Origin of the sequence: Pseudomonas sp. A014, from assembly GCF_052378495.1 — a bacterium.
Taxonomy (GTDB): domain Bacteria; phylum Pseudomonadota; class Gammaproteobacteria; order Pseudomonadales; family Pseudomonadaceae; genus Aquipseudomonas; species Aquipseudomonas machongensis.
In genome coordinates this window covers 1,933,055-1,959,378 of the sequence record NZ_CP199001.1, presented here as the reverse complement: position 1 = coordinate 1,959,378, position 26,324 = coordinate 1,933,055, and the positions used below count along the sequence as shown (strand labels likewise).

Annotated in this window: 25 protein-coding genes and 1 tRNA gene; 18 read left to right on the top strand and 8 right to left on the bottom strand. The window is 65.0% G+C overall.

All coding sequences use genetic code 11. The features are described 5' to 3' along the window. The first annotated feature begins 217 nt into the window (after positions 1 to 217). Both ACTYOL_RS09165 and ACTYOL_RS09160 read left to right on the top strand, forming a co-directional pair. Positions 218 to 1,111 carry a sensor histidine kinase gene (locus ACTYOL_RS09165; RefSeq protein WP_200603229.1) on the top strand — a complete coding sequence of 298 codons (894 nt, stop codon included), beginning with the start codon at positions 218 to 220 and terminating at the stop codon, positions 1,109 to 1,111. Continuing rightward, positions 1,104 to 1,760: a response regulator gene (locus ACTYOL_RS09160; RefSeq protein WP_054892411.1), complete on the top strand. Its 657-nt coding sequence runs from the start codon at positions 1,104 to 1,106 to the stop codon at positions 1,758 to 1,760. The genes ACTYOL_RS09165 and ACTYOL_RS09160 overlap by 8 nt, the downstream gene beginning before the upstream one ends. Here ACTYOL_RS09160 and yegS read toward each other — a convergent pair. After that, on the bottom strand, positions 1,744 to 2,631 hold the full coding sequence (gene yegS, locus ACTYOL_RS09155; RefSeq protein WP_063544072.1) for a lipid kinase YegS: 888 nt from the start codon (positions 2,629 to 2,631) through the stop codon (positions 1,744 to 1,746). The genes ACTYOL_RS09160 and yegS overlap by 17 nt on opposite strands. A gap of 182 nt (positions 2,632 to 2,813) precedes the next feature. On the opposite strand from yegS, the gene ACTYOL_RS09150 reads away from it, so the two are divergent. Continuing rightward, positions 2,814 to 4,049 (top strand): glycosyltransferase family 4 protein, encoded by a 1,236-nt coding sequence (locus tag ACTYOL_RS09150; protein ID WP_444757809.1) that lies wholly within the window; start codon positions 2,814 to 2,816, stop codon positions 4,047 to 4,049. Here the strand turns inward: ACTYOL_RS09150 and ACTYOL_RS09145 are convergent. Beyond that, positions 4,038 to 5,225 carry a molybdopterin molybdotransferase MoeA gene (locus tag ACTYOL_RS09145; protein WP_153773088.1) on the bottom strand — a complete coding sequence of 396 codons (1,188 nt, stop codon included), beginning with the start codon at positions 5,223 to 5,225 and terminating at the stop codon, positions 4,038 to 4,040. The two genes, ACTYOL_RS09150 and ACTYOL_RS09145, sit on opposite strands and share 12 nt — an antisense overlap. Before the next feature lie 22 nt (positions 5,226 to 5,247). Beyond that, complete coding sequence (gene moaB / locus ACTYOL_RS09140; protein WP_372821170.1) at positions 5,248 to 5,787, bottom strand: molybdenum cofactor biosynthesis protein B; 540 nt, start codon at positions 5,785 to 5,787, stop codon at positions 5,248 to 5,250. Positions 5,788 to 5,949: 162 nt separating this feature from the next. Here moaB and ACTYOL_RS09135 point away from each other — a divergent pair, with 162 nt between their 5' ends. Both ACTYOL_RS09135 and ACTYOL_RS09130 read left to right on the top strand, forming a co-directional pair. Beyond that, positions 5,950 to 6,171, top strand: coding sequence for a YgdI/YgdR family lipoprotein (locus ACTYOL_RS09135; RefSeq protein WP_054892416.1), 222 nt, complete (start codon positions 5,950 to 5,952; stop codon positions 6,169 to 6,171). A gap of 81 nt (positions 6,172 to 6,252) precedes the next feature. Then, positions 6,253 to 6,329: transfer RNA gene (locus ACTYOL_RS09130), tRNA-Pro, on the top strand. Positions 6,330 to 6,385: 56 nt separating this feature from the next. Here the strand turns inward: ACTYOL_RS09130 and ACTYOL_RS09125 are convergent. After that, positions 6,386 to 8,155 carry an ABC transporter transmembrane domain-containing protein gene (locus ACTYOL_RS09125; protein ID WP_444757808.1) on the bottom strand — a complete coding sequence of 590 codons (1,770 nt, stop codon included), beginning with the start codon at positions 8,153 to 8,155 and terminating at the stop codon, positions 6,386 to 6,388. Between the two features lie 242 nt (positions 8,156 to 8,397). Between ACTYOL_RS09125 and ACTYOL_RS09120 the strand changes: the two genes are divergently transcribed. The 3 genes from ACTYOL_RS09120 (at position 8,398) to ACTYOL_RS09110 (ending at position 10,729) form a co-directional block, all read left to right on the top strand. Then, complete coding sequence (locus ACTYOL_RS09120; protein ID WP_176717846.1) at positions 8,398 to 8,571, top strand: PA1571 family protein; 174 nt, start codon at positions 8,398 to 8,400, stop codon at positions 8,569 to 8,571. A gap of 217 nt (positions 8,572 to 8,788) precedes the next feature. Beyond that, on the top strand, positions 8,789 to 9,373 hold the full coding sequence (locus ACTYOL_RS09115; protein WP_444757807.1) for a hypothetical protein: 585 nt from the start codon (positions 8,789 to 8,791) through the stop codon (positions 9,371 to 9,373). A 51-nt stretch (positions 9,374 to 9,424) separates the two neighbouring features. Beyond that, the gene (locus tag ACTYOL_RS09110; RefSeq protein WP_444758137.1) at positions 9,425 to 10,729 is read left to right on the top strand and encodes a methyl-accepting chemotaxis protein; all 1,305 of its coding nucleotides are present in this window, start codon (positions 9,425 to 9,427) and stop codon (positions 10,727 to 10,729) included. Between the two features lie 53 nt (positions 10,730 to 10,782). Here the strand turns inward: ACTYOL_RS09110 and ACTYOL_RS09105 are convergent, their stop codons facing one another. The 3 genes from ACTYOL_RS09105 to ACTYOL_RS09095 all read right to left on the bottom strand — a co-directional run bounded on the left by ACTYOL_RS09105 (position 10,783) and on the right by ACTYOL_RS09095 (position 13,263). Beyond that, entirely contained in the window at positions 10,783 to 12,093 is a 1,311-nt protein-coding gene (locus ACTYOL_RS09105) for an MFS transporter (protein ID WP_444757806.1), read from the bottom strand. Between the two features lie 54 nt (positions 12,094 to 12,147). Next, positions 12,148 to 12,633 (bottom strand): response regulator, encoded by a 486-nt coding sequence (locus ACTYOL_RS09100; protein ID WP_125930357.1) that lies wholly within the window; start codon positions 12,631 to 12,633, stop codon positions 12,148 to 12,150. Positions 12,634 to 12,786: 153 nt separating this feature from the next. Further along, positions 12,787 to 13,263 (bottom strand): sigma-70 family RNA polymerase sigma factor, encoded by a 477-nt coding sequence (locus ACTYOL_RS09095; protein ID WP_054892480.1) that lies wholly within the window; start codon positions 13,261 to 13,263, stop codon positions 12,787 to 12,789. Positions 13,264 to 13,474: 211 nt separating this feature from the next. On the opposite strand from ACTYOL_RS09095, the gene ACTYOL_RS09090 reads away from it, so the two are divergent. Genes ACTYOL_RS09090 through ACTYOL_RS09080 form a run of 3 tightly spaced genes read left to right on the top strand, consistent with a single transcriptional unit; the run spans position 13,475 to position 18,016 of the window. Next, positions 13,475 to 14,653, top strand: a complete 1,179-nt coding sequence (locus ACTYOL_RS09090; protein WP_200603223.1) for an efflux RND transporter periplasmic adaptor subunit — start codon at positions 13,475 to 13,477, stop codon at positions 14,651 to 14,653. Continuing rightward, the gene (locus ACTYOL_RS09085; protein WP_444757805.1) at positions 14,654 to 16,618 is read left to right on the top strand and encodes a MacB family efflux pump subunit; all 1,965 of its coding nucleotides are present in this window, start codon (positions 14,654 to 14,656) and stop codon (positions 16,616 to 16,618) included. Positions 16,619 to 16,621: 3 nt separating this feature from the next. Next, positions 16,622 to 18,016, top strand: a complete 1,395-nt coding sequence (locus tag ACTYOL_RS09080) for an efflux transporter outer membrane subunit (RefSeq protein ID WP_444757804.1) — start codon at positions 16,622 to 16,624, stop codon at positions 18,014 to 18,016. A 96-nt stretch (positions 18,017 to 18,112) separates the two neighbouring features. Here ACTYOL_RS09080 and pvdP read toward each other — a convergent pair whose 3' ends face one another. Continuing rightward, positions 18,113 to 19,735 (bottom strand): pyoverdine maturation tyrosinase PvdP, encoded by a 1,623-nt coding sequence (pvdP, locus tag ACTYOL_RS09075; protein WP_444757803.1) that lies wholly within the window; start codon positions 19,733 to 19,735, stop codon positions 18,113 to 18,115. 138 nt (positions 19,736 to 19,873) lie between these two features. Between pvdP and ACTYOL_RS09070 the strand changes: the two genes are divergently transcribed. The 7 genes from ACTYOL_RS09070 (at position 19,874) to ACTYOL_RS09040 (ending at position 26,295) form a co-directional block, all read left to right on the top strand. Further along, complete coding sequence (locus ACTYOL_RS09070; RefSeq protein ID WP_444757802.1) at positions 19,874 to 20,803, top strand: siderophore-interacting protein; 930 nt, start codon at positions 19,874 to 19,876, stop codon at positions 20,801 to 20,803. A gap of 270 nt (positions 20,804 to 21,073) precedes the next feature. Next, positions 21,074 to 21,853, top strand: coding sequence for an ABC transporter substrate-binding protein (locus ACTYOL_RS09065; protein ID WP_444757801.1), 780 nt, complete (start codon positions 21,074 to 21,076; stop codon positions 21,851 to 21,853). Positions 21,854 to 21,947: 94 nt separating this feature from the next. After that, complete coding sequence (locus ACTYOL_RS09060; protein WP_200603218.1) at positions 21,948 to 22,649, top strand: ABC transporter permease; 702 nt, start codon at positions 21,948 to 21,950, stop codon at positions 22,647 to 22,649. Beyond that, complete coding sequence (locus tag ACTYOL_RS09055) at positions 22,646 to 23,359, top strand: ABC transporter permease (protein WP_197892539.1); 714 nt, start codon at positions 22,646 to 22,648, stop codon at positions 23,357 to 23,359. Before ACTYOL_RS09060 ends, ACTYOL_RS09055 begins: the two co-directional genes overlap by 4 nt. A 4-nt stretch (positions 23,360 to 23,363) precedes the next feature. Continuing rightward, positions 23,364 to 24,179, top strand: coding sequence for an ABC transporter ATP-binding protein (locus tag ACTYOL_RS09050; RefSeq protein ID WP_232233559.1), 816 nt, complete (start codon positions 23,364 to 23,366; stop codon positions 24,177 to 24,179). Positions 24,180 to 24,190: 11 nt separating this feature from the next. Next, entirely contained in the window at positions 24,191 to 24,685 is a 495-nt protein-coding gene (locus ACTYOL_RS09045; protein WP_054892429.1) for an Lrp/AsnC family transcriptional regulator, read from the top strand. Positions 24,686 to 24,984: 299 nt separating this feature from the next. Then, positions 24,985 to 26,295 (top strand): C4-dicarboxylate transporter DctA, encoded by a 1,311-nt coding sequence (locus ACTYOL_RS09040; protein WP_054892430.1) that lies wholly within the window; start codon positions 24,985 to 24,987, stop codon positions 26,293 to 26,295. Positions 26,296 to 26,324 lie beyond the last annotated feature (29 nt).

Genomic DNA, 26,324 nt, shown 5'->3' with positions numbered 1-26,324 from the left:
ACCCCATTGCCATGCCTCGGAAACACCGTGGTTTCAGGCAACTAACCAGCCGGGACCAAACCAACTCGAAGTGATACCATGCGCGCAAATGAACGAACGCCCAACGGATCTTCAGCGATTACAACAGGGCTCGTTCCTGGTTGAAAGGCAGGACATTCACGATTCTCCAGAGAGATTGGCGACCTGCGCCGGCAATAATTCAGTGGCTTTCCTATCTATGCTCCCACGCTTGAAGATTTCCCTGCGTTGTCGCTCTCGCACCGCCTTGCTGCGTGCGGCAACCGCCGTGCTGTGCGTGGCATCGCTGGTCACCAACCTGGTGCTCTACAGCAACGGGCAACCTGTATCGGCCGGTGCCCTGGCGCTGCAGTTGGCCGCCCTGCTCGGGGCCGGCTGGCACCTGCGTCATGGCGCTCGATCGATCAACCTGCTGCCGGCGGAGCTGGCCGACCGCATGCTCAAGGTCCAGGAAAGCGAACGCCAGCACCTGAGCCGCGAGTTGCACGATGACATCGGCCAGTTGCTCACCGCCGCCAAGCTTCAACTCGACTGGTTGCAACGTCGCGTGCCTGCACCGCTGCAGGCGCAGTGCGACACCCTGCGCAAGACCCTCGACGACACCCTGGGCAACGTGCGTGACGTCTCGGCGTTGCTCAACCCACGGCAACTGGCCAGCCTGGGCCTGGAGGCCAGCCTGCGCGCGCACCTGCTGCGTGCCCTCGAGAACAGCGAGGTGCACTGGAGCCTGGAATGCAAACAGCGCTTGGGCGGCATCTCCGAGGAAGTGACCATGGCCGCCTTTCGCATCACCCAGGAAGCGGTCACCAACGTGCTGCGCCATGCCCAGGCGCGCAACTTGCTGATCAGCCTGCAACGCACCCCCGCCGGGTTGCTGCTGACGATCCTCGATGACGGTGTGGGCTTCGTCCCGGCCAGCAAACCGGGCGAAGTCGGGCAACGTGGCATGGCCGGCATGCAGGAGCGAGCCACCGCCCTGCAGGGCAGCCTGAGCGTGACCAGCCAGCCCGGAGCGGGCACCCGAATCGAAGCGCTGTTCCCCTGGCCTGCACGCAGCCAGGAACGTGCCAGGACACCCGCCACCGATGATTAGACTGCTGTTGATCGACGACCATTCGCTGATTCGCGCGGGCGTGCGCGCACTGGTGTCCGATATTCCCGACTACACCGTGGTCGGTGAAGCCGACGACGGCCAGCACCTGCTGGAGATGGTCCAGCGCCTGAGCCCCGACATCGTCCTGCTGGACATCTCGATGCGCTCGACCAACGGCCTCGACGCTCTGACGCAATTGCGCGCAAACGGTTGCACCTGCAAGGTGCTGATCCTGTCGATGCACACCGACCCCGACCTGATCATGCGTGCCCTCGAAAGCGGCGCCCACGGCTACCTGCTCAAGGACACCACCGCCAACGAGCTGGAGCACGCCCTGGCCGCGTTGCGCAACGGCGAGCGCTACCTCAGCCCGGCCATCGCCCACACGGTGATCAATCAGGCCCTGCTGCGCGCACAGGCCAGCAAGCAGCCGAGCAGCGATCGCCACAACCTCACCGCCCGACAACTGGAAATCCTGCGCCTGATCGTGCGTGGCAAGTCCACGCGCGAGATCGCCGCAGGCTTGGGGCTGTCGATCAAGACCGTTGAAACCCACCGCTCGCAAATCATGAAGCGTCTGCAGATCTACGATGTCGCGGGCCTGGTGCTGTTCGCGGTGCGCGAGAAAATCATCAGCCTGGACGACTGAACAGCGGCGAATCGGCGGGCAGGTGCACGCGCAGGGCGCCCGGCGCCGCCTCGAAACGCAGGCTGCCGGCCTGCAACGGCTCACCGTCCAGGTTGATGTCCAGCCCCTCAGCCTGGCCGATCTCGACCCAGGGCAGGCGCGCACGCACGAACAGCTCCTCGCCCGTCAGCAAGTCACGCAGTGCGCCCACCATCGCCTCGGGTGCAGGCAGAATCGCGACCTCCAGCAAGCCATCATCGACCAGCGCCTCGGGGCACAGCACATGGCCGCCGCCGGCCTGGCGACCGTTGCCGATGGCCAAGGCCAGCAACTGCCCCTGCCAGTGGAAATCAGGCCCGTGCAGGGTCGCCGAAGCGGCCTGCAACTCACTGAAGCGCGACAACCCGGTGAACAGGTACGCCGCCCCACCCAGTACCTTCTTCAAGTCTTCGGACGTGTTGGCTGTCACCTGGCTGCCAAAGCCGCCGGTGGCCATGTTGAGGAACATCTGCTCACCCACCCGCCCCAGGTCGATGGGACGGGCCGGTACATCCAGCAAGGCCAGGGCGGCCGCCGGCTCCAAAGGCACACCGGCGGCGCGGGCAAAGTCGTTGGCAGTGCCCAGCGGCAGCAAGGCCAGGCTGGCGTCGGCCTGCATTTGGGCCATGGCCTCGGCGATATCGCGAAGGGTACCGTCGCCACCGCCGGCTACCACTTGCGTGTAACCGCCCGCCAGGGCTTCTTCGACCAAACGCCGGGCATCGCCCGCCTCCCAGGTCAGGCGCACATCCAGTACCTGCCCGCGCTCGCGTCGCACGCCCACGGCGCTGCGCACCTCTTCGTTCATGGCCTGCTTGCCATGCAGGATCAACATCGCCTTGTGCCCGTGCATACGAGATTCTCCTTATGAAGACGCCAACCTCAATCTCGACCACAGGCAACCGGCAATTGCTGCACGGCAACGCAAAATTCAACCCAGGCCATCACTCGACAAATAATTGGCTACGCTTAAGAGAGCCCCGCCACACAGTCATATTATTGACCCTTGTGCAGCCTCACCTGACAGGAGCGGTCATGCGTATTCTCTGGACATTGCCCTACCTGCCCTGGCCCACCACCAGCGGCAGCAAGACCCGCCAGTACCACTTGCTGCGCGAACTGGCACATCACGGCCACCGCATCACGTTGCTGGTGCAATCGAAGGTGCCTCTGTCCGATCCCGCGCGCCAAGCCCTCGAACCGCTGCTCGAACGCCTGATCGTGTTGCCACGGCGCCCCGTGCAGAGCCCGCTTAACCTGCTCGCCTCGCCCATCATCGACTACCCCATGCGCGCCATCATCAATGGCTTGGCGCCCTGCCTTCGGCACCGCTTCGAGCAGTTGCTTGACGAGCACTGGGATGTCATCCAGATCGAACACAGCTACGCCTTCCAGCCCTTCGAGAAGGCCCTGCAACGGCGCGGCCTGCCCTACCTGCTCAGCGAACACACCCTCGAGTCGGTGATGGGCGCAGCCTGCCATGATCGCCTGCCCTTGTGGTTGCGTCCGCTCAACGCCTTCGATCGCTGGCGCTACCGGCGCTGGGAGCAGCGCGTGCTGCGCCAGCCCAATGAAGTCGTGGCGGTCAGCCCGCACGACGCCGAGCTGATCGGGCAGATCAGCGGGCGGACGGTGAACGTGGTGGTCAATGGCGTCGACTGCGATCACTACCAGCACGTGCAACCGGCCCTGCACAGTCAGCGCCTGTTGTTCGTCGGCAATTTCGAATACGGCGCGAACCTGGAAGCCATCGAGTGGGCACTGGAAGACATCCTGCCCCAGGTCTGGCAGAGCAATCCGGCAGTGCGCCTGGCCATCGCCGGACACGCCCTGCCCGCGCACTGGAAGCTGCACTGGAACGACCCGCGCATCGAATGGCTTGGCTACCGCCCCGATCTTCGCGAAGTGCAACGGCGCTCGGCGCTATTCTTCGCGCCGCTGCGTTATGCCGGCGGGTCGAAGGTGAAGATTCTCGAGGCGATGGCCGCTGGGATGCCGGTGATCACCACCGGAAAGGGCGCTTCGGGCCTGGCAGTGAACAATGGCGAGCACTACCTCGGCAGTGACGACGGCAGCCAACTGGCGCTGCTGCTGACCCAGTTGCTCAACCAGCCCTGGCGCATGAGCCAACTGGGGGAAGCCGGGCGACAGTTCGCCCGGCAGCGCCATGACTGGAGCGTTGCCGCCCAGCAACTGGAGAACGTGCACATGCGCCTGACCCAACTGGCACCGGCGCAGGCCGCGCCGCTCGGCGGGATGCTAGCCAAGTAGCTCGCTGAAGGGGATGAACGTCACGCTGTCGCCTGGGCTCACCGTCGTGCCCTCACGCACCTCGACCAGCCCCTCGGCCCAGGCTGCGCTGCGCAGTACACCCGAGCTCTGGTTCGAGTAGATGCGTACCTGCCCACCCTCGATCCGCGCACGCAGGTATTCGCGACGATTGCCCGGCTTGGGCCAGTCGAAACCTGCCGGCACGTCGAAACGCAGCGGCGTGACCTGCTCGACGCCCAGGCGACGCAGCAAGTAGGGACGTGTCAGCAAGGCGAAGGTAACCAAGGTGGACGCCGGATTCCCCGGCAGGCCGATCACCGGCACGCCACGGAAATGCCCGAAGGTCAGTGGCTTGCCCGGCTTGATCGCCAGCTTCCACAGCGCCAGCTCGCCAGCCTCGCGCAGGGCCATGCCCAGGTAGTCGGCCTCCCCTACCGACACACCGCCGGTAGAAAGAATCAGGTCGACGTCGCCCAGACTGGCCAGGCATTGGCGGGTCAGCGCCAGGTCATCGGCGAGGATGCCGGCATCGATGACCTCGCAGCCCATGCGCTGCAACCAGCTGACCAGCAGTCGGCGGTTGCTGTTGTAGATCTGCCCCGGGCCCAGCGGCAGCCCCGGCTCGACCAGCTCGTCTCCGGTCGACAACACCGCGACCCGCACCCGGCGCCGCACACGCAGGTAGCCGTGGCCCAGGGTGGCGGCAAGACCCAGTTCGATCGGGCCCAACAGCGTGCCGGCGTTCATCACCTGCTCGCCAGCGCGGGTTTCCTGGCCTTGGGGCCGCACATTCTGGTGCGGCGCCAAAGCTTCGACAAAGCGCACGCGGCCATCGTCGAGCACCTCGGCGTTTTCCTGCATTTCGACGCAGTCGGCACCTTCAGGCAGCGGCGCACCGGTGAAGATCCGCGCGCAGGTGCCAGGTTGCAGCGGTGCCGGAGCGTGACCGGCAAAGATGCGCTGGCTCACCGGCAGCGGTTCGCCCTGCCAGTCGGCAAGACGCAAGGCGTAGCCGTCCATGGCGCTGTTCGGCCAGGGCGGCAGGTCGACGCTGGCGAACAGGTCGTGCGCCAGTACACGGCCTTCGGCATCGGCCAGCTCGACCTCTTCGGTTTCACTGATCGGCGCCGCCTCGGCCAGCGCCAGCAGGCGCTCCAGCGCTTCTTCCACCGGCATCAACGGCCGGCTCGACGCAGCCTCAGCCACGGCTGTCACAGGCCTGCGCCTGCTTCAGGTGCGCGACGAAATTGCAGGGACGATGGCGGGCGTCGAGCTGCTCGGCGAGGATGCCGTCCCAGCCCGTGCGCACCGCGTTGGTCGAGCCGGGCAGGCAGCACACCAGGGTGCCGTTGGCCAGGCCCGCAAGGGCGCGGGACTGTACGGTGGACGTGCCGATGTCCGGCACCGAGATCTGCCGGAACAGCTCGCCGAAGCCATCGACTTGCTTGTCCAACAGGCAGGCGACGGCTTCGGGGGTGCTGTCGCGGCCAGTGAACCCGGTGCCGCCGGTGATCAGCACCACCTGTACCAGATCGTCGGCGATCCAGGTGGCGACCTGGGCGCGGATCTTGTAGAGGTCATCCTTGAGCAGCACCCGCTCCGCAAGGCGGTGGCCTGCGGCGCTGAGGCGATCGACGAACATCTGCCCGGAGGTGTCGTTGTCGAAGGTACGGGTGTCGCTGACTGTCAGCACGGCAATGTTCAACGGCACGAAGGGGGTATCTGCCTTGGCTTTCATGAGGGTCCGTCGCAGGGGGAAAGAATGCGCCAGTTATATCACAGCGCAGCCTTGTTCTTGGTCAATGCCCGGTGATTGCCGCTATGCTCGACTATGCGAGGAACTTTGCAAGGACGCCTCGCGTCATAACGTCATCAAGCACCATCGCACTGGAGAAACACGATGATTCAACGGACAATTCCCGCCTTCATGCTCGCCCTGGGCCTGGCCACCCTCGCCGGTTGCGCTTCGCCAACCGTCATCACGTTGAACGACGGCCGCGAGATTCAGGCCGTGGACAAACCTTCCTATGACGAAGACTCCGGCTTCTACGAATTCGAACAACTCGATGGCAAGCGTACACGCATCAACAAGGATCAGATTCGCACCGTGAAAGAGCTCTGATCTGCACCTCGTTTTGAGCAAACGGCCTTTTAACAACAAGGGCTTGCGTTCAAAAATACGATGCAGTAGGATTTTCGAAATCGGAGTGTAGCGCAGCCAGGTAGCGCGTCTCGTTCGGGACGAGAAGGCCGCAGGTTCGAATCCTGTCTCTCCGACCAGATCCTTCGAAAAAGCCCGCCTAGTGCGGGCTTTTTCGTGCCTGGGTGATCGCCATTCAGGCGCTGCCTGCAGCGAATTGCAGCGCCGCCAACCTGGCATAGAGTGGGTTTTCCTCGACCAGTTGGCGATGACTGCCGACAGCAACCACCCTACCCTGGTCGATCACCGCAATGCGATCGGCATGCTGCACGGTCGCCAGCCTGTGGGCGATCACCAAGGTGGTACGCCCGGCCATCAACTGCGGCAAGGCCTGCTGGATCAGGTGCTCGCTCTGCGCGTCGAGCGCGCTGGTAGCCTCATCGAGCAGCAGCACCGGCGCATCCACCAGCAGCGCCCGGGCAATCGCCAGGCGCTGGCGCTGACCACCCGACAGGCCGACGCCACCCTCGCCCAGCGGCGTCTGGTAGCCCTGGGGCAATTGCTGGATGAATTCGTGAGCATGGGCACTGCGCGCCGCCGCCTCGACCTGGGAGGCACTCGCCTGCGGCCTTCCGTAGCGGATATTGGCCTCGACCGTACCACGAAACAGCGCTGGGTTCTGCGCCACCAAGGCGAACTGGCGACGCAGGTCGTCGGGGTCGAGCGCTGCAATCGGCTGTCCATCGAGCAGAATGCTACCGGACTGTGGGTCGTGAAAACGCAGCAGCAGGTCGAACAGCGTCGACTTGCCCGCCCCCGATGGCCCCACCAACGCCACGGTCTGCCCAGGTGCTATGACCAGGCTCAGGCCATCGATGGCAGCCACCGACGGGCGTGACGGATAGGCGAAGTGCACATCGCGCAACTCGATCTGCCCGCTGGCCCGTGCGCCGGGCAGTGTCGAGGGCTGCGACGGCGGTACGATCGCGCTGCTTGCCGCGAGCAACTCGGCAATACGCTCGGCGGCCCCGGCAGCCCGCTGCAACTCACCGATCACTTCGCTCAAGGTGCCCACGGCGCTGCCCACGATCAGGCTGTAGAACACGAACGCGGCCAGCTCGCCCCCGGAGATGCGCCCGGCGATCACATCCATGCCGCCCACCCAGAGCATCACGGCCACGGCGCCCAGGACCAGAACGATCACCACGGTGATCAACCACGCCCGCTGGGCAATGCGCCGGCGCGCCACATCGAAAGCCGCCTCGACGGTATCGGTGAACAACTGGCGATCATGGGCCTGGTGGTTGTAGGCCTGCACGGTCTTGATCTGCCCGAGCGTCTCGGCGACGTAGCTGCCGACGTCAGCGACCCTGTCCTGGCTCTGGCGTGACAGGCTGCGCACCCGGCGGCCGAACAGCAGGATCGGCGACAGCACCAGCGGCAGCGCCAGCACCACGATACTGGTCAACTTGGGATTGGTGACGAACAGCAACACCACCCCGCCCAGCACCATCAGCGCATTACGCAGGAACATCGACAGCGACGAGCCGATCACCGATTGCAGCAGCGTGGTATCAGCGGTCAGCCGCGACTGGATCTCCGAGCTGCGGTTATCCTCGAAGAACCCCGGATGCAGGCTGATCAAGTGATCGAACACCGCACGGCGGATATCGCCGACGCAACGCTCGCCAGTCCACGACACCAGGTAGAAGCGGCTGAAGGTTCCAACCGCCAAGGCCAGCACCAGCACCATGAACAGCGCAATCGTCTGGTTGAGCTGGTGCGCTGAACCGGTCATGAAACCCTGATCCACCAGCAGGCGAATACCCTGGCCCATGGACAGGGTGATGGCTGCGGTGACGATCAGCGCCAGCAAGGCCAGCATGGCCTGTCGGCGATAGGGACGCACGAATTGCCAGGCCAGCCCCAAGGCGCGGCGCTGGCGGGAGGAAAGCGGATCGGACATGGCGCGGACCGGTGAGCGGGAAACCTGCAGACTACCATTCATCTGCCCGAGTGGAACGCCTGCAACCGCCGCGAGGTCGCAGTTCGGTAGGGCCAGTGGCTATAGCTTATCGATCTAACCCGTCACTGGAGCTTTACTGCACTTTCTGTTGCACTGTGCCTGTCGTGATACCGAAGGAGCTGTCACAGGTCAGTCACGGCGAGTGGTTACCCTGAGCTTGCAACCTGATGAGGAGACAGGAAATGAGCTTGCAACATAGCAGCGACACCGTGAAAAACGCCCAGCCCCCGAAGCCGCAGGTGTGTGGCTCGATCATCGATGCCCAGGGCCGTGAGGTTCCGATCACCGAGCAGATGATCCAGAAGGCCTGCAAGGAACTCGAGGAGAGCCGGGTGGAGAAAGTCCGCAAGGCTTGAAAAGCCAATGAATCCCTTACAACCCGGCGCTCGCGCCGGGTTTTTCGTTTTTGCGCCCCGGGCAGGCCCGACAACCCGGAACAATCATTTATTTTTTTGTACACGAAATATGCGTTAAAGATTTCCCAGAGACGCGCCGAAACAGGATAAATAGCAGATAGCCATCACGCATGCGAAATGGCTCCCTGCTTTTCACTCCCACGAATGGTTCGTCCCGATGAAGATAAAAAATAAGCTGGTGCTTGCGTTCGTATTGGTGGCTTTCATCCCGGTGGCCCTGGTCGGTGTGATTTCCGTAGTGAACATCCGCGCTGAGGCGGTGGATCAGTTCCTCGACGGCAGCACCCGCGAAATTCGCCAGATCGACGGCAACATGCGGCAGTTCTTCGACGGCACGCTGCAGAACGTGGAACAAATGGCGACGGATCCTGTATACACATCAGTAAGTACACTCAAGGATTACACCTCTGCCGACGCTGCCAGCCACCCCCTGCCTGCAGCCACCCAACAGGTCATCGACGCCTTTGCCCGCTACGGCGCCACTCATCCTGCGGCCGCCATCATCTCCATCGGCCTCGAAGATGGCACCTACGCCAAATGGCCGGATGACCCGAAACTGGCCAGCTACGATCCACGCGCACGCCCCTGGTACAAGGCCGCCATGGCCACCCCAGGCAAGACCGTGCGCACCGCCGCCTACTACTACGACAAGGACGACGTCGCCCTGGTCGGCACCGCGCGTACGCTCAACGATGCCAGCGGCAAGCCCAAGGGGGTGTTCGTGGTCAGCGTGTCGCTGTAGAACCTCACCGAGCTGGTCAAGAGCATCAAGCTGGGCAAGAGCGGCTACGTGATGCTGATCGAGAACGGCACCGTACTGGTTGATCCACGTGATGCCAGCCATGGCTTCAAGCAACTGAAGGACCTGGGCGAGCCCTACGCACAACTGGCAGCCACCGAGCAAGGATCCACCGAGGTGGTGATCGATGGTGTGCGCTACATGGCCAATGTCTGGACCTCGCCTGACCTGGGCTGGCGCTTCGTCGGCCTGATCGAGTACAGCGAAGTGATGGGCGCCGCCACCCACATGACCTACCTCACCGCCGTCATCGTGCTGGTGCTGGCACTGGTCTTCGCCCTGGTTGCAGCCGCGTTCTCGCGGGTCATCGTCAAGCCTATCGGCCAGGTCAGCACGGGCTTGCAGCAGATCGCCCAGGGCGAAGGCGACCTGCGCCAGGACCTGGTGATCCAGGGCAAGGACGAAACCGCCGAGCTGGCCGGCTGGTTCAACAAGTTCCTCGCGGCGATCCGCCAACTCATCCAGCACATCGGCGCCGCCTCGGGCAACCTGCACGAGGCATCGCGGGCCAACAGCGAACTGGCCGGCAACATGAACGAAGCCGCAGGGCGCCAGCGTGAAGCCGTGGAACTGGTGTCCACCGCCTTCAACGAGATGGTCGCCACCGCCAACGAGGTCGCGCGGTCCTGCAGCAGCGCAGCCGACGCCGCAGAGAACGGCCATCACCGCGTCGCCGAGGGCAAGCAGCAGATCGAGTTGACCACCGACAACGTCAATCGCCTGGGTAGCCGCCTGAGCGAGTCGTCGCAGGCGATGGTCGAGCTCGAGGAAGGCAGCCGCAATATCAACCAGATCCTCGGCACCATCCGCGCCATCGCCGAGCAAACCAACCTGCTGGCACTGAACGCAGCGATCGAGGCCGCCCGTGCCGGTGACCAGGGCCGCGGTTTCGCCGTGGTCGCCGATGAAGTGCGGGCGCTGGCCAAGCGTACCGCCGACTCCACCGGCGAGATCGACCAATTGCTCAACACCCTGGGCAACAAGACCCAGGAGGTGTCGCAGAAGATGGAAAGCTGCCTGGACCTGTCGCGGGCCAGCGTGTCGTCGATCGAACGCGCGCGAGACAGCTTCGAGGGTATCCAGCTGTCGGTGAACGAGATACGCGATCAGAACCTGCAGATCTCGGCGGCCGCCGAGGAGCAGCACAGCGTGGCCGAAGAGATCAACCGGCACATCCAGCAGATCTACGACGAGGCAAGGCTGGTGGAAGGCCTGGCCAGCTCGGCGCAATCGGACTCGGGCAGGCTGTCGCAGCTATCGGAAGAGTTGAACGGCCTGGTCGGGCGCTTCAAGTCCTGACCCTCCTTGTGGGGCGCCGGTTCGGCGCCCCGACGTGCCGCGCGCCTGCACACTCAACAACCGACCGCACGCTCCTCGGCACACAGGGGCGTGGCCTGGGCGTAGAAGACACTGGTCAAGGCCCCGACCACGCCCATGATCAGGCAGAACCCGACGCACACCCAGGGGCTCCACGGCATCAGCGCAATCAGTGCCAAGGGCGTGGTGCTCGCCCAAAGGGCATAGGCCAGGTTGTAGGTGAAGGAAATCCCCGACACCCGGATCTGCGCCGGGAACAGCCCGACCATCACCGATGGCACCACCCCCACCACGCCACACGACAACCCGGCTAACGCATAAGCCGCCCAGGTCCAGCCCCACTGCCCTACCAGGCTGGCATACAGCACGCCGATCCCCAGCGGCAGCAACAGGCTGTAGATCGTCACCGCGCGCCAGGCGCCGATGCGGTCGACCAGCAGCCCCGCCAGTACGCAACCGATATTGAGAAAGACGATACCCACACTGCTGAGCGCGAAGGTATGCCCGGCATCGATCTCGAAGCGCTGCTGCATGACCGTCGGGGTGATCACCACCAGCACCACCACCGCAGAGGTCAACACGCACGTCAGCAACGCGGCCGGGATCAGCGAAGCGCGGTGGCCGGTGAGCACCGTGCGCAGCGGAAATGCCACGGGCGGCGCCTGCCGCTCACGCAGGGCAAGAAACACTGGCGTCTCGCTCAGCCAACGGCGCAGCCAGACACCGAACACGCCGAACACCCCACCGAGCAGGAAGGGATAACGCCAGGCGAAGTCGAGGATTTCCTGTGGGGTGTAGAGCCGCGCCAGCAAGGTGGCGACCAGCGCGCCAAGCAGGTAACCGAAGGTCAGCCCCGCCTGCAGGAAGCCCAGGGCGTAGCCGCGACGCCCAGGCGGTGCGTGCTCGGCCACGAAGGTCCAGGCGCTGGGCACCTCGCCGCCGACCGCAGCACCCTGCAGGATACGCAGGGCCAGCAGCAGCAGAGGAGCGGCGTAGCCGATGTCGGCGTAGGTCGGCATGACTCCGATCAGCAGGCACGGCAGGGCCATCATCAGGATGCTCAGGCTGAACACGCGCTTGCGCCCAAGATGGTCGGCGAAGTGCGCCATGAGGATGCCGCCCAGAGGGCGTGCCAGGTAGCCGGTGACGAAGATCCCGAAGCTCTGCAGCAGGCGCAGCCACTCCGGCATCTGTGGCGGGAAGAACAGCTGGCTCAGGGTCAGGGCGAAGAACACGAAGATGATGAAATCGTAGATCTCCAGCGCGCCGCCAAGGGCCGCAAGGCCCAGGGTACGGTGATCGCCGCGGCTGAAACGAGGCGCGCGGGCGGTATCGATGGCAGTCATTTCTGGGTTCCGCAGATCGGCAAAGGGCAAGAGGATAGCAAAAGCCGATGCGTCTCAGCTGGAACGGCTGAAGGCGGTGTGCGAGAAGTTCATCCGCCGCCAGGAGCAGCCTGCGCCGCCAGCCAGCGCCGACGGCAGCGCAACCTGCCCCAGCAACTGCGGGGTGTCGATGATCGCCATGAACGATTCCAGTGCCTCGCTATCGGGCACCTTGGGCAGGCTGACACTGACCGCCTGGCGTTCGCTCTGCGCGACGCTCGGCACTTTCAGATGCTGGGAGTGGTACAGCAGCACATGCTGGATCTGCGGACTGACGCGGCAGAAGCGGGCCAGATCGACGCCGGCATGGCTGCCCAGTTCGATATTGCCCACCAACAGCTGGAACGGGTGCAACGCGCTCTGCACCAGGCGCTGCAGGTCTTCGAAGCTTTCCACCGGGGCGATCCGGTAATAGCCCAGGCCATTGAGCATGCGTTCCAGCTGCAGGCGCTGAGCGGGATGCTCGTCGGCGATGAGGATACGCATGGACTTGTTCGGCATGGTCCGGACCCTGGCGGCAAGGTGGTCAGAGACACTGCCTGGCCTTGCTGCGCCTGTGCGGGCAATGACGGGTCTCTGTCTTGATAGTTGTCGGGAACCGACGATAAATCAAGGCGCTGCACAGGGATTTTTCACCCCTGTTTCACGCGCTTTTCACTGCTCCCACTGACGCATGCGCAAGCGACAGTGCTTCATGGCATTGACGATGTGCTTTTCCACCACGCTCTGCGAAACCCCGAGGCGCTCGGCGATCTGCGGATGCGACAGACCCTCGAGCTTGCGCAGCAGGAAGCTCTCGCGGCACGGCGCACTCAACTCGTCCAGTGCGCGCCGAACCATCTCCAGGCGCTCATCGAGGTGCAGCAGCTGGGACGGTGCCGGACTGTGCCAGCGCTCGTCGCTGTCCAGCACTTCAAGCGGCTCGGACTGGCGCACCGACTGACGCCGGTGCCGGTCGATCACCAGGTTCAGTGCCGTGCGGTAGAGGAAGGAACGGGGTCGCTCGATCGGCGGGTGACCGCCGCGCTCGAGCAGGCGCAGGCAGGCGTCATGGGCAACATCTTCTGCCGCGTGCCGGCTGCCCAGACGCGAGGAGAGGAAACTCACCAGTTCGCGATAGTAATGTTCCACCACGGCCCTTGCCTCTCCCGTTGGGCAACGTCAATGCGATTGAAAATACGCATCAGTGATATCAGCGTGTCATCTTACAAATTACAACCATTCTCAGCAACACACCCTCTCACCTGCGGCTAAATCCATTTCCCCAGTGTTCGTCTAACTGTGACCTCCGTGCGTGCCCTGCAAGGCGCGACACGCCCTTCATCCCTGGCTGGAAGTCTGCATGAGACGTACATCCACACTCCGTCGCCGCCTCGTTCTCGGCGGCCTGGGCCTGACCGCGCTGGGCAGCCTGCTGGCCTGGAAAGCCCTGCCGTTCGGCACTCTGCCGGTCAGCACCGTGCAGGTCACCCGCGGCGACATCGAAAGCAGCGTCACCGCCCTTGGCACCCTGCAGCCTCGTCGCTATGTGGATGTCGGCGCCCAGGCCTCCGGGCAGATCCGCAAACTGCACGTGGAAGCCGGCGATGAAGTGCGCAAGGGCCAACTGCTGGTGGAGATCGACCCCTCCACTCAACAGGCCCGCCTGGACGCCGGCCGCTACTCGATCGAGAACCTCAAGGCCCAGCTTGCCGAACAGCGTGCCCAGTATCTGCTGGCCCAACAGCAGTTTCAGCGCCAGCACGACCTGGCCAGGGCCGGCGCGACCCGCCAGGAGGATGTCCAGCAGGCCCAGGCGCAGCTCAAGGTGACCCAGGCACGCATCGACATGTACCAGGCGCAGATCCGCCAGGCCCAGGCCAGTCTGCGCAGCGACGAGGCAGAACTCGGCTATACGCGGATCTACGCACCGATGGACGGCACCGTGGTGGCGGTGGACGCGCGCGAGGGCCAGACCCTCAACGCCCAGCAGCAGACCCCGCTGATCCTGCGCATTGCCCGCCTGTCGCCGATGACCGTCTGGGCCCAGGTTTCGGAGGCCGACATTGGCCAGGTCAAGCCTGGCATGACCGCCTACTTCACGACACTGGCCGGTGGCAAACGCCGCTGGACCAGCACCGTGCGCCAGATCCTGCCGATCCCACCCAAGCCGCTCGACCAGACCAGCCAGGGCGGCGGCAGCCCGGCCAGCGCCAGCAGCGGCACCACCGGCAGCAAGGTGGTGCAGTACACGGTACTGCTCGACGTGGAAAACCCTGACGGCGCACTGATGGCCGAGATGACCACCCAGGTGTTCTTCGTCGCAGGCCAGGCCAGCCAGGTGCTCACCGCGCCGCTGGCGGCGCTGGACGACGCGCCCACCGAAGGCATGCGCCTGGCGCAGGTCCTGAACCGTAACGGCAAAGTCGAACAGCGCCAGGTACGCACCGGCTTGAGCGATCGCCTGCGGGTACAGATCCTCGACGGCCTGAGCGAAGGCGAGCAACTGGTCATCGGCGCACCACGCGCCAGCGGAGGCTGAATGAACGCACCGCTGATCGAGCTCGATGACATCCACAAGGTCTACGGCGGCATCTACTCGCCCGAGGTCCAGGTGCTGCGTGGTATCAGCCTGAGCATCCAGCCTGGCGAGTTCGTCGCCATCGTCGGCGCCTCCGGGTCCGGCAAATCCACCCTGATGAACATCCTGGGCTGCCTCGACCGCCCCTCCCGAGGCAGCTATCGCTTCGCTGGCCGTGACGTCGCCGAACTCGACAGCGACGAACTGGCCTGGCTGCGCCGCGAGGCCTTCGGTTTCGTGTTCCAGGGCTATCACCTGATTCCCTCAGGCTCGGCCCAGGAGAACGTCGAGATGCCGGCGATCTACGCCGGTACCCCTGCAGCCGAACGCCATGCGCGCGCCGCCGCGCTGCTCGAACGCCTTGGCCTGGCCAGCCGCACCGGCAACCGCCCGCACCAGTTGTCCGGGGGCCAGCAGCAACGGGTATCGATCGCCCGGGCACTGATGAATGGCGGCCACATCATTCTCGCCGACGAACCCACCGGCGCCCTCGACAGCCACAGCGGCGCCGAGGTCATGACCCTGCTGGACGAACTGGCCAGCCAAGGTCACGTGATCATCCTCATCACCCACGACCGTGAGGTGGCGGCGCGGGCTCGGCGGATCATCGAGATCCGCGACGGCGCGATCATCAGCGACTCGGCCGCCGATCGCTCCCCCGCTGCGCCCACACCTGGCTTGCAGGCCGATGATCTGCGCCAGCGTCTGGACCGCGGCGCCAGCCTGCGCGGCGCCTGGAAAGGCGAGCTGGTCGAATCGCTGCAGGCCGCCTGGCGGGTCATGTGGATCAACCGCTTCCGCACCGCCCTGACCCTGCTCGGCATCGTCATCGGCGTGGCCTCGGTGGTGGTGATGCTCGCCGTCGGCGAAGGCAGCAAGCGCCAGGTGATGGCGCAGATGGCCGCCTTCGGCTCCAACATCCTCTATCTGAGCGGCAAGCACGCCACCGCCCGCGAAGCGGCGGGCCTGGTCTCCCTCGACGACGTTGCCGCCATCGCCGGCCTGCCCCAGGTGCAGCGCATCATGCCGGTGATCGGTGGCGAGCTGATGGTTCGCCACGGCAACAACAACCAGTCGTTCTACGTGGGGGGCAACAACACCGAGTTCCCGCACATTCTCAACTGGCCGGTGGTCGAAGGCAGCCTGTTCACCGACGCCGACGAGCGCAGCGGCGCCGCCGTGGCGGTGATCGGCCAGAAGGTCAAGGAAAAGCTCCTGCCCCCCGGCAGCAATCCGCTGGGCCAGTACCTGCTGATCGAGAACGTGCCCTTCCAGATCGTCGGCGTGCTCGCGGCCAAAGGCGCAAGCTCCGGCAACCAGGACAGCGACGAGCGCATCGTGGTGCCCTACTCGGCCGCCTCCATGCGCCTGTTCGGCAAGCACGATCCCGAATACGTGATCATCACCGCTGCCGACTCCAGCCGGGTCTCGGAGACCGAAGCGGCCATCGCCCACCTGATGCGCAAGCGTCATCAGGGCAAGCAGGATTTCGACCTGACCAACGACGCGGCGCTGATCCAGGCCGAGGCGCGCACCCAGAACAGCCTGTCGCTGATGCTCGGCGCGATTGCCGCCATCTCGCTGTTGGTCGGCGGCATCGGGGTGATGAACATCATGCTCATGACCGTGCGTGAACGTACCCGCGAGATCGGTATCCGCATGGCCACCGGCGCTCGCCAGCGCGACATCCTGCGCCAGTTCCTCACCGAGGCGGTGATGCTGTCGATGGTCGGCGGCGTGACCGGCATCGCCCTGGCCCTGACCATCGGCGGTGCGCTGCTGCTGGCCGATATCGCCGTGGCCTTCGCCCTGCCCGCCATCCTCGGCGCCTTTGCCTGCGCCGTGATCACCGGTGTCGTGTTCGGCTTCATGCCGGCGCGCAAAGCCGCCCGACTCGACCCGGTCAAAGCCCTTACCAGCGTGTAGCCCATGACATTGCCAAGCCGCATCAGCCTGTTGACCCTGAGCCTCTGCCTCGCCGCCTGCAACAGCACACCGCCGCCGCAGGCCGACATCACGCCACCGCCCACCTGGCAAGGCGCCACCGACACCCACCAGGCGCTGCCGGACAGCGCCTGGTGGCAGGCGTTCGCCAGCCGCGAACTGGATCGCCTGATCGAGCGCGCCCGCAGCAACAGCCACGACCTGGCGGCCGCTGCCGCACGGGTGCGCCAGGCCCAGGCCCGCGCCGTGATCGCCGGAGCGCCGTTGTTGCCCGAACTGCAATTGGGGGTGGACGGCAGCCGCCAACGCCTGCTGCGCGGCGACGGTAACGACCAGCTCGACGCCACCAGCAGCGAACGCACCAGTACCGCCTTCGCCACGCGCCTGAGCGCCAGTTACGAAATCGATTTCTGGGGCGGCCTGCGCGCCGCCCGCGACAGTGCATTGCGCAACCTCGACGCCAGCCGATTCGACCGCCAGACGGTCGAGCTCACCTTGTTCAGCGCTGTCGCCGACAGCTACCTGCAAGGGCTGGCATTGCAAGAGCAGCGGCGTATCGCCCGGCTCAACCTGGACAACGCGCGCGATGTCCTGCGCCTGGTCGAAGCCCGTGAACGCTCCGGTTCGGCGACCCGGTTGGAACTGGCCCAGCAACGCGGCCTGGTCGCCGCCCAGGAGCGCCAGGTGCCGTTGCTGGAGCAACAGTGGCAGGACAACCGCGTCACACTCGCCACCCTGCTCGGTGACCCGGTGCAGAGCCTGGGTACCAGCCAGGAGTCGATCAGTGCACTGAACTGGCCAGGCATCGGCAGCGGCGTACCCAGTGCACTGCTCAGTCGCCGCCCGGACATCGCCGCCGCCGAGGCACGCCTGGCGGCGGCCAGCGCCGACGTGCAGGTCGCCAGGGCCGCCATGCTGCCGCGCGTGGTACTGGGCGCCGACCTGGGCAGTGGCGCCCGAACCTTCGCCAACGTGCTCGACAGCCCCTTCTATACCCTCACCACCGCCCTCACCGCGCCCATCTTCGACCGAGGCCGACGCGGCGCCGAACGTGACCAGGCCAAGGCGCGCCAGGAAGAATTGCTGGAAAATTATCGCGCTCAGATCGTGGCGGGATTTGCAGACGTGGAAAAGGCGCTCAATGCGATCGACGGCGTCGACCGGCAACGCCAGTGGCAGGATCAGGAAGTGGAACAGGCGCGCATCGCCTTCAGCCTCGCCGAACAGCGCTATGCGTCGGGGGCCGAAACCTTGCTGACGGTACTGGAAACGCAGCGCACCCTGTACCTGGCTGAAGACCAGCAGGCGCAGCTGCGCCTGGCCAGGTTGCAGGGGAGCGTGGCGCTGTACAAGGCGTTGGGCGGGGGATGGAGGCTCTGAGGTCAGCCCGTCGGCGCGGGTTGTCTTCTTCGCGGGCAAGTCGCAGCGGCGAACCGCCGCTGCGACTTGCCCGCGATAAGCACAACTCGGTGTTACTCAGGAAAGAATATTTTTCATCGACAGGTTACGCGCGTACCAAGGCCGACGCGGCACGCGCCGCAGCAGGTCGGCGATGCCGTCCTCTTCGCCGAAGGTGATACGCAGCGCAAGCTTCATCACCTCGACATCCATCTCCACCGTCTTGCCCGGACGAATACCTGGCGTGGTGCTGCACCCATGCGTGTCCGGCCCCAGCCAAGGGTCTGCGACTTCCACCCAAGGGCCCGGCGCGAACCACTTCACGCCATTGACCTCCAAGCGCCGCACCTGGCCCGGGTGATAGCGCTCATGGGCGCGATACCAGTCTTCGATCCGGTCGTCGATCCAGCCGTGGAAACCCCAGAACACCGGGTGTACGTGAGAGGAAAACGGATCGCCCAGGAAGTCGTTCTCGCGGCCGAACCAGCGCCCGGCAAAATCCGACGGGTCGCGCGCAAAGGGCACCGGTGCACTGTTGGACGGGTCCCGGGGGACCGAGGCCCAGCACATGTGCAGCCAGTCGTGCAGGTTCATTTCCACTTCCGAGCCGAAGGTGCCCAGGCTCAGCTTCGACAGGTACTGCGGGTCCTGGTATTGCGATTCCCAGACCTGGAAATTGCTGCAGAAGGTCTCCCCGGCCTTGATCGCCGACACCCACTGGCCATACTCGTCGTCGCCCGGCGCTTGCCAGGGCGGCGGCACGCAGCAGCCGTCGTGGTTGTCGTAATAGCGGGCAAAACCCTGCCGGTCGAACTCGACATTGGGCTGTGGCAGCGGAAAGCGCTGCCAGGAGGGCAGGTCCTGCAGGGCGCGTGCAGCATCGAGCATGTGCCGGTGCATGAACAGAAAGTCCACGCCCGAACCATTGCGGTGCTTGCGCGGGCCGCGGGCATCGCGTTCGCGGTCCCGCGGCCCTGGCTGCCAGCCCAGGCCGCGCAACGCATTGCGCTTGTCTTCGGGAATCTTGTGCCACTGATCGCGGGTCGCATGCCAGAGCTGGTGGAAAAGGCGGTGCTCGGGGCTGATGACCCAGGCCTGCATGGCCGGGGTATAGGGCAGGCGCTCACGCGCCTCTGGGAACAGGCGCTTGACGGCAACGAAACGGCTGTCCTCCACCGGCAAGGTCAAGGGCCGGTCCAGGCGCTGCAAGCGGCCGCTGAGGGTGCCGCTGCCGGCGTTGGCGAACTCGCCCCAGACCTCGTCGAGGCTGGCCACGCACTCATAGCCCGGCCCGCCTTTCTCACTGAGCAGACGCCAGCGCACCTGGGCAGACGACGCGCCGACCAGATCGCCCAGCACCCGGTAGGCGGCGGGCCCATCAGCCCGCAGGCGCTCGCCGGTATCGACGAAACCGCGCAGGCCACGGCCTTTGGTGGCGACGTCGAAGAACACTTCGACCCCCTCACGCGGCAGGCCTTCAAGGCCGCCATCGGCGCCTTCGAAACGGATATCCCAGACACCGCGCAAATGGTCGGCCAGCAGTTGCCCGGCAAGGTCGGCAAGCTCGACGCTGGCCTCGCCCGGGGTGACGATGTCGTCTTCAGGGTCGTGGGTCAGCTCCTTGTGCGCATAGTAGGCGGCGGTACCCGCGGCCCCCGCCACTGCCAGGCCTGCGATGAATCCTCGTCGGGAAATGGTCATTGCGCCTCTATCCGTTCCAGCCATGCTGCGGCTTCTATCCAAGCTAGAACGTACGCTGGCGGGCAAAATTTACCGGGTCTAATTCACCGCCGCTGGCGCTCGTTCCTTCAGAAGACTCCTTGCCAGCAGAGGCTGCCGATGACCTCCTTCCTGTCGCGCCTGATACGCCCGAATCGCGCCAGCGCCTACCGGATCTTCGATGTCGAACTCAAGACCATCGTGCCTTTGAGCCCTTCGCTGTGTCGCTTCGTCTTCACCGGCGAAGACATCGGGCAGATGACCACCCTGGCGCCGGACCAGCGCATCAAGCTGTTCTTCCCCTCCCCTGACGGCCAGCCGCCACGACTCCCCCAGCACGAGAAATGGCAGCAGGCACGGCGCGACCTCCCGGCGGAGCAGACGCCCCCAATGCGCACCTACACGTTGCGCGCGCTGCGGCGCGAGCAGCATGAGGTGGAGGTGGATTTCGTCCTGCATGGGATCAATGGCCCCGCCTCGGCCTGGGCGACCCATGCGCGTCCCGGTGATCGGCTGCAGATGGTTGCACCGAACCTCGCCTATGACGGCGACCCCGGCGGTTATGAGTGGAAGCCCCCACGCGAGGCACGGCAGATTCTGCTGGTAGGCGACGAGACCGCGCTGCCGGCGATCGCCGGGGCGCTCGAACAGTTGGCCGACACCCGCCCGCACCTGGCGGTCGAAGCCTTTATCGAGGTTCCCCTGGAGCTCGACTGCCTTGACCTGCACCATGGCCCGGCCACCCGGGTGCACTGGCTGCCCCGCGACGTGCTGGCCTGCGATCACGGCCAAGGCATGCTGCACGCGATACATGAACTTGCCACGCTGCCGAACGCGACAGCGCCCCGCAACGCCGAGCTCGAGGAGGTCGACATCGACCAGCGCCTCTGGGAGCTGGCCAGCGACCAGGCCGCCGCCTTTCACGCCTGGATCGCCGGCGAGTCAGCGACGGTGATGGAGATCCGCCGCTACCTGATCAAAGAGCGTGGCCTGGCACGCGACAGCCTGACGCTGATGGGCTACTGGCGGGCCGGGCGCACCCTGGAATAGCGCCGACCGAATAGCGACGACCAGAATCGCACCCGCCCTATTTCCGGGCCCACCCACCAAAACCGCTGTCGCACATCTGTAAATCGATGTCATGACAGCGGATTCCGCCGTCGCTCCGCCGTTAACGACCGAATCCGGTCTCCAGCACCCGCACAAACGACACAAAAAAACCCTCTGCCTCGCGCATCCTGACCCCGACTCCAGAGTCACGGACAGACCTACGCACTTGCGCCGCCCTACAACCAATAACAACACCCAGGGACCACACCTATGCTCTCCATGCGAAAACGCTTCGGCGTCCTGCTGTTCTCGCTGTGTGCCACTGCCGTCCAGGCCAAGGAATGGACAGAAATCCGCTTCGGCGTCTTCCCCGAATACCCACCCTTCGAATCCGTCGCCGCCGATGGCAGCCTGCAAGGCTTCGACATCGAGCTGGGCAATGCCATCTGCGCCAAGCTGCAGGTCAAGTGCACCTGGGTGCACAACGAGTTCGACGGCATGATCCCGGCGCTGCGTGCGCGCAAGTTCGACGCCATCATGTCATCGATGGCGGTCACGCCCGCGCGCCTGAAGCAGATCGATTTCACCGACCGTCTGTTCCTCAGCCCCACCTCGGTAGTGGCGCGCAAGTCCGCCACCTTCGGCGACACCCCCGAGTCGCTCAAGGGCAAGCAGGTTGGCGTGCAGCAGGGTTCGCTGCAGGAAGCCTACGCCCGCGCCGTGCTGACCCCGCTCGGCGCGCAGGTCAAGGCCTACCAGTCCCAGGACCAGAACTACGCCGACCTGCAGAACGGTCGTCTCGACGCTACCGTCACCGACCGCCTCGAAGCCCAGCTGAATTTCCTCTCCAAGCCTGAGGGCGCCGATTTCAAGAGCGGCCCGGCGATCAAGGACCCAAGCCTGCCGCTGGACATCGCCATGGGCTTGCGCAAGACAGACCCGGAGCTCAAGGCCCTGCTCGACAAGGGTATCGCGGCGATCCACGCCGATGGCACCTACGCCGAAATCCAGAAGAAGTACGTGGGCGACCTGGACATCTACAACGAGTGATCGTCGCTGCCAGCGCTGGCCCCGACTTGCCCGCGAAGCGGCCAGCGCCGACAGCTTCGATCCCCAAGCCATCCCGTCGCACGAGACCCCTCTCATGAACGACTTGCTTTCTCTGCAAGGCTTCGGCCCGTTGCTGGCCCAAGGCACCTGGATGACCCTGAAGCTGGCATTCCTGTCGTTGCTGCTCAGCCTGCTGCTCGGCCTGGTCGGCGCCAGCGCCAAGCTGTCGCACTCCAAGGTGCTGCGTATCCCGGCCACCCTCTACACCACACTGATCCGCAGCGTCCCGGACCTGGTGCTGATCCTGTTGCTGTTCTACAGCATGCAGATCTGGCTCAACGACCTCACCGAAGCACTGGGTTGGGACTACGTGGAGATCGACCCCTTCGGCGCCGGCGTGCTGACCCTGGGCTTCATCTACGGCGCCTACTTCACCGAGAACTTTCGCGGCGCGATCCTCAGCGTGCCAGCGGGTCAACTGGAGGCAGCCACCGCCTACGGCCTGAGCCGCGCCCAGCGCTTTCGCCTGGTGCTGTTCCCGCAACTGATGCGTTTCGCCCTACCGGGCCTTGGCAACAACTGGCTGGTGTTGCTCAAGTCCACTGCACTGGTGTCGATCATCGGCCTGGCCGACCTGGTCAAGGCCGCGCAGAACGCCGGCAAGACCACCAATGACATGCTGTTCTTCCTGTGCGTGGCCGGGTTGGTCTACCTGCTGATCACCACCCTTTCCAATCGTCTGTTCAAGCACCTTGAGCGGCGCTACAACACCGGCGTGCGGGGACTGGCACGATGATCGAACTCCTTCAGCAATACGGCATCGCCTATCTGTACAACGATGGCAGTGGCCTGTCGGGCCTGGCCATGACGCTGTGGTTGTTCCTGGCGAGCATGGTCCTGGGTTTCGTCCTTTCGCTACCCCTGGCGCTGGCGCGGGTGTCGCGCCACAGCTGGCTGCGCGTGCCGGTGCAGGTGTACACCTTCGTGTTCCGCGGCACACCGCTCTATATCCAGTTGCTGATCTGCTACACAGGCCTCTACAGCCTGGAGGTGGTACGCGAACACGCGGTGCTCGACCAGTTCTTGCGCAACGCACTCAACTGCACCCTGCTTGCGTTCGTGCTCAACACCTGCGCCTACACCGTGGAGATCTTCGCCGGGGCGATCCGCAACCTGCCCGCCGGCGAACTGGAGGCGGCCCAGGCCTATGGCCTGCGCGGATGGAAGCTGAACCTGTTCCTGGTACTGCCGGCGGCCCTGCGCCGCTCGCTGCCGGCCTACAGCAACGAGCTGATCCTCATGCTGCATGCCACCTCGCTGGCCTTCACCGCCACCGTCGCCGACATCCTCAAGGTGGCGCGCGACGCCAACGCCGCGACCTTCCTGACCTTCCAGGCCTTCGGCGTGGCTGCGCTGCTGTACATGTTGCTGTCCTTCGCCCTGGTCGGCCTGTTCCGACTCGCCGAGCGCCGCTGGATGCGCTTCCTTGATCCCGTACGAGGCTGATTCCATGACCGCCACCGCACTGCCTTTGAACTTCGAACACGCGCCCTCCACCCAGGCCCATGCGAGCGCGATCAAGCTCAGCGTCGACGGCCTGCACAAGCACTACGGCGAGCACCAGGTGCTCAAGGGCGTATCGCTGCAAGCCCGCAAGGGCGACGTGATCAGCCTGATCGGCGCCAGTGGCTCGGGCAAGAGCACCTTCCTGCGCTGCATCAACTTCCTCGAACAGCCCGATGCCGGCAGCATCACCCTCGACGGCCAGACCCTGCAGATCCGCCCCGGCACCCGCACACCGCCACCTGCACAACTGCAGAACCTGCGCACACGCCTGGCGATGGTGTTCCAGCATTTCAACCTGTGGAGCCACCTGACCGTGCTGGAAAACATCTGCCTGGCGCCGCGCAAGGTACTGGGCATCAGTGCCGCCGAGGCCCAGGCACGAGCGCGCACCTATCTGGACAAGGTCGGCCTGCCCGCGCGCGCCGCCGAGCAATACCCTGCATTCCTCTCCGGCGGCCAACAGCAGCGGGTGGCGATCGCCCGCGCACTGGCCATGGAGCCGGAGATCATCCTGTTCGACGAACCGACCTCGGCGCTCGACCCCGAGCTGGTCGGCGAAGTGCTCAAGGTGATACAGACGCTCGCCGAGGAAGGACGTACCATGCTCATGGTCACCCACGAGATGGGCTTTGCCCGCCAGGTGTCCAGCCAGGTGCTGTTCCTGCACCAGGGACTGGTGGAGGAGCACGGCAGTGCCGACATCCTGGACCACCCGCAGAGCGCGCGCCTGCAACAGTTTCTCTCAAACCGTTTGAAGTGAAGTCACGCCGTATGGATAGCAAGGCCACCCGCTCCCCCGCCAACCCGCCGCTGGACCGCATCGATGAAGCGATCATCGATGTGCTGCGCCACCACGGCAGGATCACCTACGAGAAGCTCTCGACCCTCGTGCACCTGACGCCCAGGCCTTGCCTTGAGCGGGTGCGCAAGCTGGAGCGACGAGGTGTGATCCGCGGCTACGGTGCGATCATCGACCTGCAGCAGGTGTCGCCTGGCCTGTCGCTGCTGGTCCTGGTGGCCTTGTCCAACCAGAGCGGGCGTTCCGCCCAGCGCGCCTTCGAGGCCACCGTGCGGGCCTGCCCGCAGGTCTATGAATGCCAGCTGATCAGCGGCCATTTCGACTACAGCCTGCGCATGCGCTGCCGCGACATGGAGCACTACCGGGTGCTGACCGAAGCCTGGATGAACGACGACGAACTGCATATCGACAAGCTGGTCGCCCACCCGGAACTGGCGTCGGTCAAGAGCCTCGCACCACAAGCCTGACCTCTTCAAAATCCCCCATTCGCTGATATCGGGCCGCCCGTCGGCCCGGTATCCAGCGACGCCGCACCCGTCAAAATTTATTTTCCTCTCCAACACCCCGCGCAGAGCGCCTGCAGTGCACTCGCCTGCAACTGGTCAGACCGGTAAGTCCAAAAGCCCTTGCCAAGCTCGGAAATTCGCGCTTACATTTACCCCGCACTGGACAAACCGGTAAGACCACAATAATTAAGTCCTGCGCTCTTTCGCCCGCCATCCCCTGGCGTGCATCGAAGCAGGGACACCGATCAGAGATCCCTCCCATGCTCAAATGGTGCTCGCGTTCGATCTTCCTCCAAGTTGTCCTGGGCCTAGCCCTGGGCGTTATCTGCGGTCTCAGCTTTCCCGAAGTTTCCCTGCAGCTCAAACCCCTCGGTGACGGCTTCATCAAGCTGATCAAGATGCTCATCGGCATCATCGTGTTCTGCGTGGTGGTCAGCGGCATCTCCGGCGCGGGCGACCTGAAGAAGGTCGGACGCATCGGCCTGAAGTCGGTGATCTACTTCGAAATCCTCACCACCATCGCCCTGGTCATCGGCCTGGTGCTGGCCTTCTCCACCGGCATTGGTCAAGGTGCCAACATCCACCTCGACCAGCTCTCCAGCGCCGATGCCGGCGCCCTGGCCGATCGCGGTGCGCACATCCACGGCGCCACGGCGTTCTTCATGGAGCTGATTCCGACCTCGGTGATCGGTGCCTTCGCCGACAACAACATCCTCCAGGTCCTGCTGTTCGCCGTGCTGTTCGGCAGTGCACTGAACCTGGTCGGCGAGTCGGCCTCGGGCATCTCGCGCCTGATCAACGAACTCAGCCATGTGATCTTCCGCATCATGGGCATGATCGTGCGCCTGGCGCCGATCGGCGTGTTCGGCGCCATCGCCTTCACCACCAGCAAGTACGGCCTGGAATCGCTGCAGCACCTGGGCGGGCTGGTGGCGCTGTTCTACATCACCTGTGCAGGCTTCGTGCTGCTGATCCTGGGCACGGTAATGCGCGTGTCGGGCCTGAAGCTGATCCCGTTCATCAAGTACCTGCGCGAGGAACTGACCATCGTCCTCGGCACCGCCTCCTCCGACGCCGTACTGCCACAGGTGATGCGCAAGCTCGAACACCTGGGGATCGGCAGTTCCACCGTGGGACTGGTGATTCCGACCGGCTACTCGTTCAACCTGGACGGTTTCTCGATCTACCTCACCCTGGCCATCGTGTTCATCGCCAACGCCACCGGCACGCCGCTGGCCATGACCGACCTGCTGACCATCCTGCTGGTGTCGCTGGTCACCTCCAAGGGCGCCCACGGCATCCCGGGCTCGGCGCTGGTGATCCTGGCCGCCACCCTGACCGCTGTGCCGGCGATCCCGGTGGTCGGCCTGGTGCTGGTGCTGGCCGTGGACTGGTTCATGGGCATCGGCCGGGCACTGACCAACCTGATCGGCAACTGTGTCGCCACCGTGGCCATCGCCCGTTGGGAGAAGGACATCGACATGGAGCGCGCCAACAACGTGCTGGCCGGCAAGCCCGGCTTCGCACCGGTAGCGCGCAAACCGGGCCAGGCCCATCAGCAGGAATTCTGACCGTGCCAGGGCCGGCGTTCAGCGCCGGC